The 15,327-nt window shown below is 67.5% G+C and carries 15 protein-coding genes; 9 read left to right on the top strand and 6 right to left on the bottom strand.

Translation table 11 applies throughout. The features are described 5' to 3' along the window. Positions 1-105: 105 nt before the first annotated feature. Genes ACFWF1_RS29765 through ACFWF1_RS29755 form a run of 3 tightly spaced genes read left to right on the top strand, consistent with a single transcriptional unit; the run spans position 106 to position 4,307 of the window. Positions 106-1,926: a hypothetical protein gene (locus tag ACFWF1_RS29765; protein ID WP_379289175.1), complete on the top strand. Its 1,821-nt coding sequence runs from the start codon at positions 106-108 to the stop codon at positions 1,924-1,926. Continuing rightward, complete coding sequence (locus ACFWF1_RS29760) at positions 1,923-3,584, top strand: tetratricopeptide repeat protein (protein WP_379289177.1); 1,662 nt, start codon at positions 1,923-1,925, stop codon at positions 3,582-3,584. The genes ACFWF1_RS29765 and ACFWF1_RS29760 overlap by 4 nt, the downstream gene beginning before the upstream one ends. Positions 3,585-3,629: 45 nt before the next feature. Beyond that, positions 3,630-4,307, top strand: a complete 678-nt coding sequence (locus ACFWF1_RS29755) for an O-methyltransferase (protein ID WP_379289179.1) — start codon at positions 3,630-3,632, stop codon at positions 4,305-4,307. Positions 4,308-4,556: 249 nt separating this feature from the next. On the opposite strand, the gene ACFWF1_RS29750 is transcribed toward ACFWF1_RS29755, so the two are convergent. Genes ACFWF1_RS29750 through ACFWF1_RS29740 form a run of 3 tightly spaced genes read right to left on the bottom strand, consistent with a single transcriptional unit; the run spans position 4,557 to position 6,901 of the window. After that, a complete protein-coding gene (locus ACFWF1_RS29750) occupies positions 4,557-5,129 on the bottom strand; it encodes an exonuclease domain-containing protein (RefSeq protein ID WP_379289181.1) in 573 nt (190 codons plus the stop codon). Between the two features lie 43 nt (positions 5,130-5,172). Then, positions 5,173-6,168: a zinc-binding dehydrogenase gene (locus ACFWF1_RS29745; protein ID WP_379289183.1), complete on the bottom strand. Its 996-nt coding sequence runs from the start codon at positions 6,166-6,168 to the stop codon at positions 5,173-5,175. Positions 6,169-6,220: 52 nt separating this feature from the next. Next, positions 6,221-6,901 carry a TetR/AcrR family transcriptional regulator gene (locus ACFWF1_RS29740; RefSeq protein ID WP_379289185.1) on the bottom strand — a complete coding sequence of 227 codons (681 nt, stop codon included), beginning with the start codon at positions 6,899-6,901 and terminating at the stop codon, positions 6,221-6,223. Positions 6,902-6,991: 90 nt separating this feature from the next. On the opposite strand from ACFWF1_RS29740, the gene ACFWF1_RS29735 reads away from it, so the two are divergent. The 6 genes from ACFWF1_RS29735 (at position 6,992) to ACFWF1_RS29710 (ending at position 12,117) form a co-directional block, all read left to right on the top strand. After that, entirely contained in the window at positions 6,992-8,488 is a 1,497-nt protein-coding gene (locus tag ACFWF1_RS29735) for an MFS transporter (protein WP_379289187.1), read from the top strand. 49 nt (positions 8,489-8,537) lie between these two features. Next, positions 8,538-8,978: a hypothetical protein gene (locus tag ACFWF1_RS29730; RefSeq protein ID WP_379289189.1), complete on the top strand. Its 441-nt coding sequence runs from the start codon at positions 8,538-8,540 to the stop codon at positions 8,976-8,978. 93 nt (positions 8,979-9,071) lie between these two features. Continuing rightward, on the top strand, positions 9,072-9,941 hold the full coding sequence (locus ACFWF1_RS29725) for an SDR family NAD(P)-dependent oxidoreductase (protein WP_379289190.1): 870 nt from the start codon (positions 9,072-9,074) through the stop codon (positions 9,939-9,941). Positions 9,942-10,097: 156 nt separating this feature from the next. Continuing rightward, entirely contained in the window at positions 10,098-10,730 is a 633-nt protein-coding gene (locus ACFWF1_RS29720; RefSeq protein ID WP_379289282.1) for an urease accessory protein UreF, read from the top strand. 27 nt (positions 10,731-10,757) lie between these two features. Then, a complete protein-coding gene (ureG, locus tag ACFWF1_RS29715) occupies positions 10,758-11,474 on the top strand; it encodes an urease accessory protein UreG (protein ID WP_379289191.1) in 717 nt (238 codons plus the stop codon). After that, entirely contained in the window at positions 11,464-12,117 is a 654-nt protein-coding gene (locus ACFWF1_RS29710; RefSeq protein ID WP_379289193.1) for an urease accessory protein UreD, read from the top strand. Before ureG ends, ACFWF1_RS29710 begins: the two co-directional genes overlap by 11 nt. 32 nt (positions 12,118-12,149) lie before the next feature. Here the strand turns inward: ACFWF1_RS29710 and ACFWF1_RS29705 are convergent, their stop codons facing one another. The 3 genes from ACFWF1_RS29705 to ACFWF1_RS29695 form a co-directional block, all read right to left on the bottom strand. After that, entirely contained in the window at positions 12,150-12,461 is a 312-nt protein-coding gene (locus ACFWF1_RS29705; RefSeq protein WP_379289195.1) for a hypothetical protein, read from the bottom strand. A gap of 211 nt (positions 12,462-12,672) precedes the next feature. Then, the gene (locus ACFWF1_RS29700) at positions 12,673-13,392 is read right to left on the bottom strand and encodes a hypothetical protein (protein ID WP_379289196.1); all 720 of its coding nucleotides are present in this window, start codon (positions 13,390-13,392) and stop codon (positions 12,673-12,675) included. Between the two features lie 357 nt (positions 13,393-13,749). Further along, on the bottom strand, positions 13,750-15,186 hold the full coding sequence (locus tag ACFWF1_RS29695) for an NAD(P)/FAD-dependent oxidoreductase (RefSeq protein ID WP_379289198.1): 1,437 nt from the start codon (positions 15,184-15,186) through the stop codon (positions 13,750-13,752). Positions 15,187-15,327: the final 141 nt, after the last annotated feature.

Raw genomic sequence — 15,327 nt, 5'->3', positions numbered from 1 at the left:
CAACGGGTCATGGCTCGGGCCTGTTGTCCGCGGCCTCCGTCGTCCGCTCGCCGCCCGCTGCGCTCGCGCGGTCGCCAGCGGTCCGAGTCGCGGAGAGGTGGGGTGATGGCAGGTTCGCCCGATTTTCAGGCCAACGGATTGCGGTTGGAGCTTGCTACCCGACGGATGCGGGGGCCGTTGGTTGCGGGGAGTCATCCTCGGCGGTGGGTCGGTTTGGCGGCAGGGTTGCCTGCGACGGTGTTGACGGTGTCGCTGGTTGCGGTGCCGGTGGTGTGGACAGTGGTGAGCGCGGTGCGGGCGCGTCCGTTGGTGGTCGGGTCGTGCCTGCTGGTGGCATTCGGGGCTGTCGGATTGACGCAGCTTGCTCGGCATCGGTGGTTTTCGGGGATTCGGTTGGTGCCGTGGCCGATTCTGCTTGCCGTTGTTGTCGCGGGGTTGTGGGTGCTCGGCGGGGCATTGGGGCGCGACGGTAGTTGGGCGTATCTGCGGACGTTGGTGTGGGTGCTGTTCGGGGTGGTGCTGCTCGCGGTGGCGATGGGGATCGCTTGGTGGGGACGGGATTCGCGGTGGTTGTGGCGGCCGCTGATTGTGCCGTTCGGGATCTCCGCAGTGGTATCCGGTGTCGCCTTTCGGCTGATCTTCCAGTACCTCGGCGACCGGCTCGGGATCGAAAGCGTTGGGGTATACCGGTTCTGGTTCGCGGCGATGCTGGGTTTCGCGTTCCTGTGGACCTGGCTCGGCTTCGTTACCGGGCTGTTCCGTGCCGGTATCCACGCTGTCGAGACCGATCCGGCGCGCGTCGGTGATCTGCATCGCACGGACAAGCCGTTGCCGTTGCGGCTCTACGTGTTACTGCGCCCGGTGGTGCTGATCGTCGGACTTGCTGTCGGAGTGGCCGCGGCCAGGGTGTTCGATGTGGTGCTGATCGGGGTGCCTGGTTCGATGCAGTACCAGGTCGACAGCGCGACCGTGCACTGGTGGCGGTTGGCCGTCGACTCCGATGTCGACGCGGGTGTCGCGGCGGCCTACGGATTTCCGCTCGCGGTGCTGGTCGGATTCTTGGCCTGGCTGCTGCAACACGATGTAGGTAAGCATCGGACCAGCTGGTCCGCGCCGACGGAGCAGGCCGGGCCCGCGGCGTGGCGACCGCCGAAGCCGCTTCGGGTCCTCGGGATGCTGACGGTGTCGGGGGTGGCATTGTTCCCGATCGTCGCGCTGATCCTGACCATGCTGCAGGACCGGAATGGCTGGGGCTTGGGCGCGCTCACGCGCATGTGGCGCGACCCCGCACTGCTGCGGTCACTGGAGACGACGGCGTGGGTGGCAGCCCTGGCCACACTCGTGGTGGTGGCCGCGGCGGTGCCGGTCGCGTATCGCCTTGCGGCACTGCGGCCGAGCAGACCCGCGGCGGGCATCGCGGTGGTCTTCCTGGTGGTGCTCTCGGTGCTGCCGGTGCAGAGCTACCTCGGCCCGGTGAATGCCTTCATCGACAGCTACGGACTCTCCGGCACCCGAATCCCGTTGATCCTGCTGCATGCCGCTGCCGGGCTGCCGGTCGCCATCCTCGTTCTACGTGGCGCCCTGCTCGCTCCGCCGGGTAGCCCTGCCGCAGACGCCCTGCATGGTCTGGCCGGCCCAGGAACAATCGCCCGACGTGTGCTGACGTCGGCGGGCCCAGCCCTCGCCGCTGTCGCGGTGCTCGAATTCATCCAGGTCTGGAACGATTTCGTGATCGGGCTACTGATCAGCGGCGCGGGGGCGACGCCGTGGTCACTGCTGCTCTGGGGCGAAGCGCGCCAATTCGGCGAGAATTCAGCGCAATTGGCGGCAGGCGCGTTGATATCGGCGATCTTGCCCGTCGCGCTACTGCTCGCAACCTGGCGTCGCTGGCTGGTGCCCGGTCTCACCGGAGGGGCATTGCGATGAGTCATCCCGGGGAGCAGCAGCGGCAGGGAGAGGCGTCGTCGGTCGAGCCGAGCACGCCGAGATCCTCTATCTGGCAAGGGTTTCTGGGTACCGCCTCGGTGGTGGCCTACGCTCTGCTGTTCGAGTTGGCCCGCAATCTGGTGCTGAATTCGTTGGGGGAGAGCGCCGCGGTCAAGGTGGCGGCGGGCGCGCTGCGGTGGTTGTCGGTGCTCGTTGTCGCGGCAGCGGCAGTCTATGTGGGACATCGGTTTATGCAGCGGTATCGCGAAAGGCTCGGCACGGCAAACGAACTCGAGATGATCGCGGATCTGGCCGATTCGGGCCCTCCGGTACGTGCCGCATCGGTGCGGCATCCGGCCAGGTTCGTCGACGCGGCGTGGGAGGATCTCGAGATCGCGGTATTGCGGTATCTGCCCGTGCGTGATTTCGAAACGGCCGCATTGCTTGCCGTGTTGGCCGCCGTGCTCGACGCACCGGCTCGGCTGCCGGTCGCGCAAGCCGAGTCACGTGCCACGGCCGTCACCAAGCTGGCCGAGCTCACCAGGGCCGGCATCGTGACACCGCTTGGCGTGCAACGCTATTGCCTGTGCAAGGTGCCGGGGGTGCCGACCAAGTGGGAGGTGACCGCGAGGCCGCAGTGGCGGGCGGCGTTGACCGCGCTCGTGCACTTTTACGCCGACCGGGCAACCCGGTGGGCGTTCGCACTGGATTCGGAGCGCTTCGCCGCGGGTGCGCGACTCTGGTTCGACGCCGAAGAGCGGGGTCTGCGTGAGCTGGTGTTCGCCTGCGCGTCGCTGGGTGCGGCAGTACCGGCCACCCTGGTGTCGGAGTTGGTGCGGATCGGGGATGCGCTGGACGGATGGTATGCCCGAATCGGTAAGGGGGAGAACCATCGCCAGTTGGCTGCCGAGCTCAACCGGATACGCGGGTTGAACGGTCTTGTGGTGCACCGAGATCTGGTGCAGATGCGGGCGGGCCTGCTGCGCGAACGGCCGAAACGTTACCGGCCACGCAACCTGTCCACCAGCCTGGCCGCGAGATGGGAGCACCGGGAGGCACTACGGATACTGACCGAATCGCCCGACAACCTGCCCGCGGTGGCCGCGCGATTGGAAGCAGCCTGGTGGTTGCTGCCGCGGGAGGACGTGGCAGGTGAGGTTTGCGCGCTGGTCAACTTGGCTGTCGTCCATATCCATCAAGGCAGGCTCGATGCCGCCCAGGACCGCCTGGAACTGGCTGACTCATTGACCCACGCAGGCCGTGAGCCCGACGGTCGCGCCCAGATCCAGGAGACCATGGGCGTCGTGCGGTGGGCGCGCGGTGATATTCGCCGCGCACTGCGCTTCTGGCAGCGGGCACTGACCGGCTACCGCACACTGGCCGACGATCCCGGCACCGCCCGCTGCTTGCAACACCTCGGCTCCGCCATGATCGTCGCGCCCGAATACAGCGACACACTCTTCCGCGCCGACCAGCCCCTGTCCCCGCTCGAAGTCCAACGCCAGGCCAGCGGCTGGCTCGCCGAGGCCCACCGCTTACATCCCGCCGCCCGCCACACCGAACGCTATACAGCCAAAGCCCGTTGGGTTCTGGCCGGCACCGAACTCAGCGTGCTGGACCACATCGACCGCTGGCCCCTACCCGCGGTGGGCCGCTAGCTGGGAGTCCGGCCAGGGGGTGGCCGCGGTGGCAGACTGCTGGGTATGACGACAACCGAATGGGGCGATGTAGACAGCTACATCGTGGACACGCTGGTGCGGGATGCGGATACGGCGGCGGCGTTGACGGCGAATGCGGCCGCGCGGTTGCCCGCGATCGATGTGTCTGCGCCGCAGGGGAAGTTCTTGTATCTGCTGGCGCGGACGGCGCGGGCGCGGCGGGTGCTGGAGATCGGCACGCTCGGCGGGTACAGCACGATCTGGCTCGCTCGGGCGGTCGGCGAGAAGGGCCAGGTGATCACCCTCGAATTCAAATCGGAGCACGCCGAGGTCGCGCGCAAGAACCTGGACAATGCGGGCGTGGGGGACCGGGTCGACATTCGGGTCGGTGCCGCCCTGGACAGCCTGCCGGTGCTGGCCGAGGAGCGGCCCGAACCGTTCGATCTGGTGTTCATCGACGCCGACAAGGTCAACAACTCGAACTACGTGCAGTGGGCGTTGAAGCTGACCCGGCCGGGTTCGGTGATCATCGTCGACAACGTCGTTCGTAGGGGCGGCCTCGCCGATGCGAACTCCGCGGACGAGGCGATCCGCGCTAGCCGCGCTGTCGTCGAACTGTTCGCCGCCGAGCCGACCCTGGAGGCGACCGTTGTGCAGACCGTCGGCAGCAAGGGCTGGGACGGCTTCGCCTATGCGGTGGTGAACGGCGACCCGACAGACTGACATCGCCGAGATCACGGACGACGCCAGGCGCGATCAATCACACCCCAACAGAATTCGCACCAATCGTCAACGTGCGACGAATCCATATTCAGTGGCACATGATGGCGGCGAAGTAGGCCCGCCGTGGTGTGCCACTGAGTAGAGGTTCGGCAGTGCCCAAGCGTGCAGGTGGGGCGGGTTCATCCAGCTGCGGGGTTCGCGCTGTGCGTCCGCGGCGTCGCGCCGCACGCCAGTGGAGGCCGGGCCGGCTCAGTCGGTACTCGTTACTCGCCATGCCCCACGTCGTGCGATAGCGAGAACCAGCGCCGCGATGTTCCACGCGTCATCCTCGCCCCGATGGTGCCGCCCTTCGAGCGGAAGCCCGGCGATATGCAGCGCGCCCGCCATACCTTGCCGCCGGTTGAGCCCGTAGGCCTCGCTGAACACCAGTTTGGCGTTGGTGTGCCGATGTCCGAACGGGTAGGCGGTATCGGTGGCGTTGCATTGGCTCAGGAACTGTTTGCGGTCGTAGTCGCCCCAACTGGCCCAAGCGCGTACACCCGCTTCGTGCTCGGTCGCCAACAACCGGCACGCCTCGGCGAACGAGATACCCGTATCGACCTCGTCCTGGGTAAGGCCGGTCAATTCGGTGCAGAACTCACTCACCGTGGAACGGGCGGGCCGGACCAGAATGCGATGCTTGCCCCGCCGCTCACCCGACGCCAAATCCACCACGGTCAAACCGATTTCGATGATCTCACTCACCGCACCGGGCGGCGTCTTGCCATCCCAACAGGTCGCCTCGACATCGACGACATTAAGCAGCCCCGTATTTCCTCCCATAGCTGTCGAGCGTAGAGAGGAAACACGAAGCCGCTCAATCGGTTTAAGGGATCAACACAACTTTGCCGGTCGTCGCCCTGGTCTCCAGGGCGCGGTGTGCGGTGGCAGCGTCGGCGAGTGCGAACCTTTGCACTGCGGGCCGTAGCCGTCCGGCGGCCGCCGCGGCGATGGCGCGATCCTCGAGAATGCGGAGGTCGCCGCCCGCGCGCTGGATCATCGGCGGCCCGAGGACGAATTCGGAGGTGACACCGCGCGCGGCCAATTCCTCGGTCGACAACGCCGGCGCAGCGGCATCTTTCGGATTCTGCCCGGACGCACCGAATACCAGCTGCTGTCCACCTTTGCCGAGCAGATCGACAGCGGCGCGGGCTATTTCGCCGCCCACCGAGTCGAACAGGACGGTCGCGCGCCGATCCGCGAGGAAGCCTCCGACCTGTTCGGGCCAGTCGGGGAGTAGATAGTCCACCGCCAGGTCAGCACCGTTGCGTTGCACCAGTTCGACTTTCGCGGGCCCGCCGGCCAGCCCGATCACGGTCGCTCCGGCATTCTTCGCGAATTGCACCAGTAGCGTGCCGATTCCGCCCGCCGCGGCCGTCACGATCGCGACAATGTCGGGGCCGAGCTCGGTGAATTGCAGAATCCCCAAGGTCGTCCGCCCGGTGCCGATCATCGCCACCGCCTCGGCCGGTCCGAGATTCGCCGGAATCTCGTGCAGCCGAGCGACTTCGGTCACGGCGAGCTCGGCATAACCGCCGGGCGCCATGCCGAGATGCGCGACCACCTGCTTACCGAGCCACTCCGGGTCGACCTCGGCACCGACCGCATCGATCGTCCCGGCGACCTCCCGTCCGGGCACCGTTGGCAGTTCGGGAACTGGATACGGTCCGGGCAACCCTTTGCGCAACGCGGTATCGATGAGATGAACGCCGGCCGCTGCCACGGCAATTCGCACCTGACCCGCCTCCGGCGTCGGATCGGGAACGGTCTCGTAGCGCAGATTGTCGGCCGGGCCGAAGTCATGAAGGCGAATCGCGTGCACGGTGGCTCCTGTTCGTGATGGTCGCCACCCACCGTGCAACATCAAGCTAGGTTCAGGTCAAGTCGGCCCGCTGTCGCGCCTTGGCCTCGAAGCCGTCGCAGAGCGCCGCCAGTCCGGCGTACAGCAGATCCTCCTGCGAGAGATCGTTGATCCCGCTACCTTCCAGGTCGGCGAGCGCCGTGGGCACCGGGAACTGTGATCTTCCTTTCAGCATCGTGCGCAGCCCGTTGTCGCCCTCCGGGTTCATGCCCTTGCGCGCCATCAGCGCGGCGCTGATGTGCGGCAGGGTCGCGCCGGAGATGTGATTCCAGACGGTGAACGCCATCGTGGTCGCCTCGCGGGTGGAGACGTTCAGCTCGGCGAAACCCTCGACCATCCACGCGAGGCAGGCCAGGCTCATCGGCCCGAAGCTGTAGCGCGGCGTCGCGAAGGTGAGCAGCACCCACGGATGTTGCTGATAGAGCGCCCAATCGATCTCGGCGGCGATGCGGACCCGATCGCGCCAGGTCCACTGCTGTCCTTCCGCGGACGGGTAGGGGTTGCGCCGCGCTACCTCGTCGGTCATCGCGGCCAGCAGTTCGTCCTTGTTCGCGACGTGCCGGTACAGCGACATGGCGCCGACGCCCATCTTGTCGGCGATCCGCCGCATGGACAACGCGTCGAGGCCCTCTTCGTCGGCAAGCGTTATCGCGGTGTCGATGATGGCGGCTCGGTTGAGCTTGAGCTCAGACATCGGATGACTCACTTTCACTTCCTGGGGAGGTTGCGTACACTGTACTCCAGTTCGTGCGTACGCCGTACGCGAGATGAGAGGAAATTCAGGATGACAGACGTTGAGGCAGTGCGGTCCGCTCAGGCGGTGCCCGCTGTCGGCTCGCGCCGTGCCTGGCTCGGCCTTGCGGTATTGCTGCTCCCGGTGCTGCTGGTGTCGATGGACATCTCGGTGCTGTTCCTGGCGATGCCGACCCTCACCGTCGACCTCGACCCGTCGGCCGCCCAGCAGCTGTGGATCCTCGACATCTACGGCTTCCTGATCGCGGGCCTGCTCATCACCATGGGCAACCTCGGCGACCGGATCGGGCGGCGCAACATCCTGCTGGTCGGCGCCACCATCTTCGGCATCGCCTCGATCCTGGCCGCCTTCGCGCCGAGCGCCGCGGTGCTGATCGTCGCGCGGGCGCTGATGGGTGCGGGCGGCGCGACCCTGCTGCCGTCCAGCCTCGCGCTGATCTCGACCCTGTTCCCCGACGCGCGCAAGCGGGCCGCCGCCATCGGCGTGTGGACCGCGTTCTTCGCGGGTGGCTCGGCCGTCGGCCCGATCATCGGCGGCATGCTGCTGCACCAATTCTGGTGGGGCTCGGTCTTTCTCATCAACATCCCGGTGCTGCTGATCCTGCTCGCGTTCGGGCCGTTCGTGCTGCCCGAGCACCGCGCGGGCGTGCGCGGACCGCTGGATCTGCCGAGCGTCGCGCTGTCCATCGGCGGCATCCTGCCGTTGGTGTACGGCATCAAACACGCTGCGGCCGACGGGGTCGATGCTCAGGCGATCATCATCTCGCTGATCGGCGTGGTGATCCTGACCGTCTTCGTGCGCAGGCAGCGCAAGCTCGACGAACCGCTGCTGGACCTGCGGTTGTTCTCGCGCGCCGGGTTCTCGGTGGCCATCGGGTCCAGCCTCGTCGGCATGATGTCGCTGGCCGCGATGAGCTACCTGACCAGCATCTACCTGCAGTCGGTCACCGGCCGCGATCCGCTCGCCGCCGCTCTGTTCGGCATTCCGATGGCGGTCGCGGTGTTCGTCTGCTCGATGAGCGGGGCGCGGTTCGGTCGCCGGTTCGGCACCCGCAATACCTTCGTGTTCGCGCTGACCGCTTCGGCGGCAGGCAATCTCATGCTGCTCGGCGTCGGCGTGCACGGTGGGCTCTGGTGGTATCTGGTCGGATCCACCATCGCCGGTATCGGTTACGGCCTCGCCTTCACCCTGGTGTCGGATGTTTCGGTGTCCTCGGTGCCGCCGGAACGCGCCGGCTCGGCCGTCGGCATCTCCGAAACCAGCTTCGAACTCGGCAACGCGCTCGGCCTCGCCCTACTGGGATCCCTTGCCGCCCTGATCTTCCGGTCCGGCGGCGACTACGCCTCGACGCTGGGCGAGACGATCCAGAAGGCAGGCGACAACACCGCACTGATCGAGTCCGCCCGCGAATCCTTCGTCTCCGGAATGCATATCGCGACCGCGGTCGGCGCCACGGTGCTCATCGCAATGGCGATCATCGCGCGACTCGCCTCACCCGCTCGCGTCGAGTCGAGTGCGGGTCACTAGCGGCGCGCCTCCCACAGGAGAAGTGTTGTCCGCGATATAATTAAGTGTCATGTTCTCGCATGATCCGGCTGTCGCCGACAACAATTCTTCGCAGGACGCCGCCGCGGTGTCGGACTTTGTCCGCCGCTACGACGACACCGTCAAAGCCGCGGACTTCGACACGCTGGCAAGCTTTTTCGACCAGCAGGTCCTGGTGATCACCCCGACGTCGAGCCGCTCGGTATCGCGGGCGGAGTTCGCCGCCGCCGCCGAAACCCGTGCCCGCCACATGGATTCGGTACCGCGCGCGGAGCTGATCGAACAGTCGACCGCCGAATTCGGCGGGCACTACTGGCTCGCCTCGGTGCAGTGGCGGTTGACGCTCGCGAACGGCCACCTCGATCTCTACAGCGACTTCCTCATCCGACGCGTCGACGGCGAGCTACGGATCGCCGCCTATCTCACTCGGCAAGATCTGCCTCAACTCATGCGGGCGGCTGGTCAAGAGTGATCGGCCGGAGACAAGTGGCGCGCAAAGCCGCACCGCTCGATCGCGGCCAAGGATCTCGGGCCAAATTGGCGTGCTGCTAATAGAGTCGGGGGCGTGAACGAAACACCGGCGCAGAGCAACGGGCGGCCGATCGCCGAGCGAGTGGCGACGCGGCTGCTGTATCCGAAGTCCCGGCCGCGCGACACGGCGCTGCGGGCGGCCGTCGACGGGAAGATCGTGCTGGTCACCGGTGCGTCGCACGGGATAGGCAAGGCCAGCGTGCGCAAGCTCGGTGCGGCGGGCGCGGTCGTGCTGCTGGTCGCCCGGTCCGTTGACGACCTGCATCAGGTCGCCGCCGAGATCAAGGCCGACGGCGGCACGGCGCACGTCTATCCGACCGACCTCACCGACATGGACGCTGTCGAGCAGCTCGGCCGTCAGTTGCTGGCGGAGCACGGCCACCTCGACGTGGTGATCAACAACGCGGGCAAGTCGATTCGCCGCTCGATCGACCAGTCCTACGATCGCTTCCACGATTTCACCCGCACCATCGACATCAACTACCTCGGCCCGGTGCGCCTGCTGCTCACCCTGCTGCCGGACATGCGCGCACGCAAACAGGGCCACATCGTCAACATCTCCACCTGGGGCGTGCTCTCCCCGCCCGCCCCGCAGTGGGCCGCCTACGGTGCATCGAAGTCGGCCTTCGACGTCTGGCTGCGCAGCGTCGCCGCCGAGGTCTCCGGCGACGGCGTCACCACTACGTCCATCTACATGCCGCTGGTCCACACCAGAATGAGCGCACCCACCGACTTCAGCCGCGTCCCCGGCCTGACCGTCGACGAAGCCTCCGACCTCGTCTGCCACGCCGTAACCGCCAAGCCCCGCGAAATCGCCCCCTGGTGGTCCGCCCCCGTCCAAGCCTGGACCGACCTCACCCGCAACCAGGTCCAGCGCTTCTTCGAACGCACCTTCCGCCGCTGACCAGCATCGAGCGGAGTCATATGGTCGCTGCTTGATCTTCGACAGCAACCATATGACTCTGCTCGATGGTGGAGGACGGCCCCGGGAGTGTGCATACCAGGACACGCCGACGCAACACGCCGGGCATAGGATCCGTCGGTGGGTGAAATCGGGTCGGTGAGTCTGGCGACGCTGCTGGCGTTGGCGGATTCGCGGCTGCCGATCGGTGGGCACGTGCATTCCGGGGGAGTTGAAGAGGCGATCGCATCCGGATTGGTGCGTGACGTCGCGACGGTCGAGCTGTATCTGCGCCGCCGGATCAGTACTTCGGGGATCGTCGCGGCCTCCTTGGCCGCCGCGGTATGCGCGGGCGCGCTCGAACCGGCCCGGGCCGAGGCCGAAGCGGATGCGCGAACACCGTCACCCGCCGCGCGAACCGCCTCGCGCGCGCAGGGACGCGGCCTGCTGCGATTGGCGAAACAGCTGTGGCCGCAGGAGGATTGGTCCACCGTCGGCCCGCGCCCGCACCTGTCGACGGTTTTCGGCATGGTGGGTGTCTCCTGCGCGGTGACCCCGCGGGAGATCGCGGGTGTGGTCGTCTACACGACGCTGACCGGCGCCGCGACCGCCGCCCAACGCCTGCTCGCCCTCGATCCCGCCGCCATCGCGGGCTGCACGGTCCGCCTCGCCGAGCTGTGCGACCGCACCGCGGCCGAGGCGGCCGACGGCCTCGCCTGCCTGTCCGACCCGCTGCAGGACGTGCTCGCCCAACGTCATCTGCACCGCGATATGCCACTATTCGCCAGCTGAGTCCCCGGAACGAAGGAGATTGCCACCATGCCACCGCACCTGATCGACGGTGAACCGCACGACCACACCCACGATCGGCCGAAACGCCAGCGCACGCCCGGCGAGGCGCTGCGCATCGGCATCGGCGGCCCGGTCGGCTCCGGCAAGACCGCGCTGGTGGCCGCGCTGTGTCGGCAACTGCGCGAAGAGCTTTCGCTCGCCGTGCTGACCAACGACATCTACACCACCGAGGACGCCGACTTCCTGCGCAGGCACGCGGTGCTGCCGGACGAGCGGATCACCGCGGTGCAGACCGGCGGCTGCCCGCACACCGCCATCCGCGACGACATCACCGCGAACCTGGACGCCATCGACGACCTGATCGCCGCGAACCCGCCGCTGGATCTGATCCTGGTCGAATCCGGCGGCGACAACCTCACCGCCACCTTCTCCTCCGGCCTGATCGACGTGCAGATCTTCGTCGTCGACGTCGCGGGCGGCGACAAGGTGCCGCGCAAAGGCGGTCCGGGCGTGACGTTTTCGGACCTGCTGGTGGTCAACAAGACCGACCTCGCCCCGCTGGTCGGCGCGGACCTCGGCGTAATGGAGCGCGACGCGGCGAAGGTGCGCGAGGGCCGCCCGACCGCGCTGATCTCGCTCACCGACGATCCGGCCGCCACCCAGGTGCTGGCCTGGGTGCGCGAGCAGCTGCACGCGATGGCCGAGCAGGATCGGGCCGACACCGAACCCGCTGTTGCGCACTGAAGTTCGGATTGTCGCGAGCACCGCGGCGCTGCCCGAGATCCACGCGAGCGGCGGGCTCTCTGCCCGCCGCACCGGCCCGCACACCGTGCACCTGATCGGCACCGCGGCGACTCCGCTCGGCGGCGACGAGCTCGACATCACCATCGTGGTCGGTCCGGGCGCGCGGCTCGCCGTGCGTTCGGTCGCGGCCACCATCGCGTTGCCGAGCGCGATCACGCCGGCGTCCTTGGCGCGCTGGAACTTTCAGGTCGACAGCGGGGGAGACCTCGATTTCGATCCGGAACCGACGATCGTGGCGGGCGGCGCACACCACCACACCATCACCTCGATCCGGCTCGCGCCGGACGCCAAACTGCGACTGCGCGAACGAGTCCAGATCGGCCGTTCCGGTGAGGACAACGGTGGCTGGCGCGGCGACCTGATCGCCGACCTCGGCGAAATCCCGTTGCTGCGACACCGTTTGGAGCTCGGGGCGGGCACGGCCGCGGACGACCCGCTCACCGCGCCACGGGCGTTGGAAAGCGAACTGCGCTACCCGGACGATCGACCGGTGGAAACCACCGGCCTCACCGAGACCCGCCTCCCGCTGGCAGCGGGCGGAACCCTGTTCACCCGAACGAGCTCACTCCTGGCGGTCCGCTGATCGGCGCGGACGAGCTGCTCACCCGTACGAGCTCACTCCTCGCGGTCCGCTGATCGACGCAGCTCACCTGAACCCGCACCCTCGCCGCCGTTCGCTGATAGACGCGACCGCTCCGGCTCACCCGTCGCTTGCCACGGCTGCGATGTCCCGGTGCCGCCGAAGTCCTCCTGGAAAACGGTGCCCGGCAAGACACCGCCGCCTCCTGCCTTGGCGAGCGGATCGTTGAACTCACCCCCGTGCCGCCCGTACCGCCGGATGCGCACGTATCGCGCGACCATCAGTCCCAGCGCCGCGAAGAACGGCGCGATGGAGAAGAACACGACCACCCATTGCCCGGCTTCCATCGCATCCCCCTGACGACGATTAGCTGTCGTGTTGCGCTGATCTTGACCCTACGACGACTCGCCGAAAGCGACGCGCCGAATTTGAAACGCGCGTGGGTGGCGGCCGTCACCCGGAGGTGTAGTCCGCCCAGAACGGGAGAAAAGAGAAAGGGTGGGAACTCGACAGTGTCGTCGAGCTCCCACCCTGGTGCGTACTAACCGCACCCGACGATCAGTCGCCGACGACCCGCGAGGGGGCGTTGAACGCGTTCACCGCGCCGACGGCCGCGCCGGCTGCCGCGCCGATCGCCGCCGCGGGGACGGTGATCACGGCCGCGCCGAAGGTCGCACCCAGCATCGGGCCCGCCACGACACCGACCGGCACGAACGGCAGCCCGACCACCAGGCCCACAGCGCCGCCGACGAGCGCGGAGGTCGCGGCGATCGGGGCACCCGAGGCCGCACCGGCCAGCGCGCCCATGGCGGCCGTGCCGATGGTCTGCCCGGCGATCCGGTCGGACCTGCTGCGTTCCATCCCGATCGAGTCGAGGAAGGTGGCCAGGTTGGCCTCGGCGATGGCCGAGTTGTCATTGATCTGGATGGCCTGCTCGGAGTCGATCCAGTCCGGCGCGTCCACCTGCACGTCGCCGAAGCGGAACTTGCCGGGCGGCGGCGCGATCGGCGGCACCGGGGCCACCGGGAAGGGCGCGTGCAGCACGCCGACCGGTGCCAGGTACTTCTTCTCCGGCAGCGGCCGCGACCACTGCATCGAGCTCTTGGTGTTGTCCGGGATCTGCAGGCCCTCGTACGGCATCGCGTTCGGTGGCTCGGCCGCGGGCCACTGGGCCGGATGGTCGGGCTGTGCCGCCGCGTTGGGTTGTGCAGGCTCGGCATTGGCGGTGCCGGTGCCGACCAGTGCGAGGACCAGCGGTACCGCACCTGCCGCGACCATCGAGCCCACCTTTTGCCGCTGCGGGTTGGGGGCTCTGTGCTTGCCTGTGCCCATAGGTAGATCGCCTTTCGTCAGGTCAGAAGAACTGTCACTTTCGACGTCCCACATTCGGATCTGCTCGGCGCCTGGATGGGTGCATTTCCGGCCGATATGGCGCCGGTGGCATTGCCGTTAGATAGCTACGTGTGGGTTGCGAATGCGACCGGCGAGCGGCATTTCAGACATCCGGGCACACACCGGCCGAAGCCGACCCGTCAGTCGCTGCACCCGGTTCGCGGCGAGTCCGCGTCAACGACGAAGGCGACCTTCCGCTGTCCAGACAGCGTGAAGATCGCCTTCGGTTGATCAGTCGGAGCCTCAGCTCACCCGGCCCTCGACCGCAGCCTTGGCCTTCTCCGCGAGCTTCCCGTTCGCAGGCGGCGCACCCAGCGCCGCCGCGAGTTCATCGGCCTCTTCCTCATCGGAATTGACCTGCTCCAGCGCGAGCCGCGCGAACACCCACTGCTCGGTGGCCGCCATCTGGCCGCGACTACGCCCGAGGAACGTGACGAACCACTGGATGACGGTGACGATCCGGCTGCGATACCCGATCAGGTAGTACAGATGCAGCGCCAGCCACGCCAGCCAGGCGATGAACCCACTGAACTCCAGCTTGCCCACCTGGCACACGGCGTTGAACCGCGACACGGTCGCCATGCTGCCCTTGTTGAAGTACTTGAACGGCTTACGGTCTTGCGGCGCTTGGCCATTCAGGCCCGCCTTGATCGCCTTGGCCGCATAGGTGGCGCCCTGGATCGCGCCCTGCGCCTGGCCCGGCACGTCCTTTACGGACATCAGGTCGCCGACGACGAAGACGTTCGGATGTCCCTTGATGGTGAGATCCGGTTCGACGATGACGCGCCCGGCCCGGTCCACCTCGGTGCCGTCGGAACGCTCGGCGAGCATCTTGCCCAGCGGGCTGGCCTGCACCCCGGCCGACCACACCTTGCAGGAGGATTCGATACGCCGGATGGTGCCGTCGGAGTCCTTGACCGTCACGCCGAGCGCGTCGATATCGGTGACCATGGCGTTGAGCTGGATCTCGACGCCCATCTTCTCCAGCCGCTTCTTGGCCTTGAGGCCGAGCTTCGGTCCCATCGGGCCGAGCACCGCGCCCGCACCCTCGAGCAGCACCACGCGGGCGTCGCGCGGATCGATGTTGTGGAACGTTCCTTCGAGCGTGCGATCGGCGAGTTCGGCGATCTGCCCGGCCAATTCGACTCCGGTGGGCCCGGCGCCGACCACCACGAAGGTGAGCAGGCGGTCCCGCATCTCCTGGCTGGTGGCCAGCTCCGCACCCTCGAACGAGCCGAGAATGCGGCCGCGTAGTTCGAGCGCGTCGTCGATGGTCTTCATGCCGGGGGCATAGGTGGCGAACTGGTTGTTGCCGAAGTACGACTGCTGCGCGCCGGTGGCCACGATCAGGCTGTCGAACGGGGTGACCGTGTTCGAGTTGAGCAGGCGCGAGGTGACCGTCTTCGCTTCCAGGTCGATGTCGATGACATCGCCGAGCAGCACCTGTGCGTTCTTCTGCTTGCGCAGCACCAGCCGGGTCGCCGGCGCGATCTCACCGACCGAGAGGATGCCGGTGGCAACCTGGTAGAGCAGCGGCTGGAACAGGTGCGACGTGGTCTTGGAGATCAATGTGACGTCGACGTCCGCGCGCTTGAGGTGTTTGGTGCCGAACAAGCCGCCGAAGCCGGAGCCGATCACCACCACCTGGTGACGACGGTTCTCCACAGACTGTGTGCTCATCGCCCTGACTCCTCGACAGACCTGGGGGTTTGGCCCCCGCGAACGGTTGTTGTCAGGTCCTAACCGTAGTCGGGTCCATCCCGGCCGTCGCGACGACGTCCCTGTTCCCGGTGTGTTGCGGTGCGGTACCCGATGCCCGCC

The organism is Nocardia sp. NPDC060255 (assembly GCF_042727395.1).
Lineage (GTDB): Bacteria > Actinomycetota > Actinomycetes > Mycobacteriales > Mycobacteriaceae > Nocardia.
The sequence above is the reverse complement of the archived record's forward strand: the minus strand, read 5'-3'. Positions and strand labels throughout refer to the sequence as shown.

Excerpts from the sequence above, each read along its gene's own strand:
- ACFWF1_RS29765 (WP_379289175.1), top strand. The coding sequence starts at position 106 with ATGGCAGGTTCGCCCGATTTTCAGGCCAACGGATTGCGGTTGGAGCTT.
- ACFWF1_RS29760 (WP_379289177.1), top strand. The coding sequence starts at position 1,923 with ATGAGTCATCCCGGGGAGCAGCAGCGGCAGGGAGAGGCGTCGTCGGTC.
- ACFWF1_RS29755 (WP_379289179.1), top strand. The coding sequence starts at position 3,630 with ATGACGACAACCGAATGGGGCGATGTAGACAGCTACATCGTGGACACG.
- ACFWF1_RS29750 (WP_379289181.1), bottom strand. The coding sequence starts at position 5,129 with ATGGGAGGAAATACGGGGCTGCTTAATGTCGTCGATGTCGAGGCGACC.
- ACFWF1_RS29740 (WP_379289185.1), bottom strand. The coding sequence starts at position 6,901 with ATGTCTGAGCTCAAGCTCAACCGAGCCGCCATCATCGACACCGCGATA.
- ACFWF1_RS29735 (WP_379289187.1), top strand. The coding sequence starts at position 6,992 with ATGACAGACGTTGAGGCAGTGCGGTCCGCTCAGGCGGTGCCCGCTGTC.
- ACFWF1_RS29730 (WP_379289189.1), top strand. The coding sequence starts at position 8,538 with ATGTTCTCGCATGATCCGGCTGTCGCCGACAACAATTCTTCGCAGGAC.
- ureG (WP_379289191.1), top strand. The coding sequence starts at position 10,758 with ATGCCACCGCACCTGATCGACGGTGAACCGCACGACCACACCCACGAT.
- ACFWF1_RS29705 (WP_379289195.1), bottom strand. The coding sequence starts at position 12,461 with ATGGAAGCCGGGCAATGGGTGGTCGTGTTCTTCTCCATCGCGCCGTTC.
- ACFWF1_RS29700 (WP_379289196.1), bottom strand. The coding sequence starts at position 13,392 with ATGGTCGCGGCAGGTGCGGTACCGCTGGTCCTCGCACTGGTCGGCACC.
- ACFWF1_RS29695 (WP_379289198.1), bottom strand. The coding sequence starts at position 15,186 with ATGAGCACACAGTCTGTGGAGAACCGTCGTCACCAGGTGGTGGTGATC.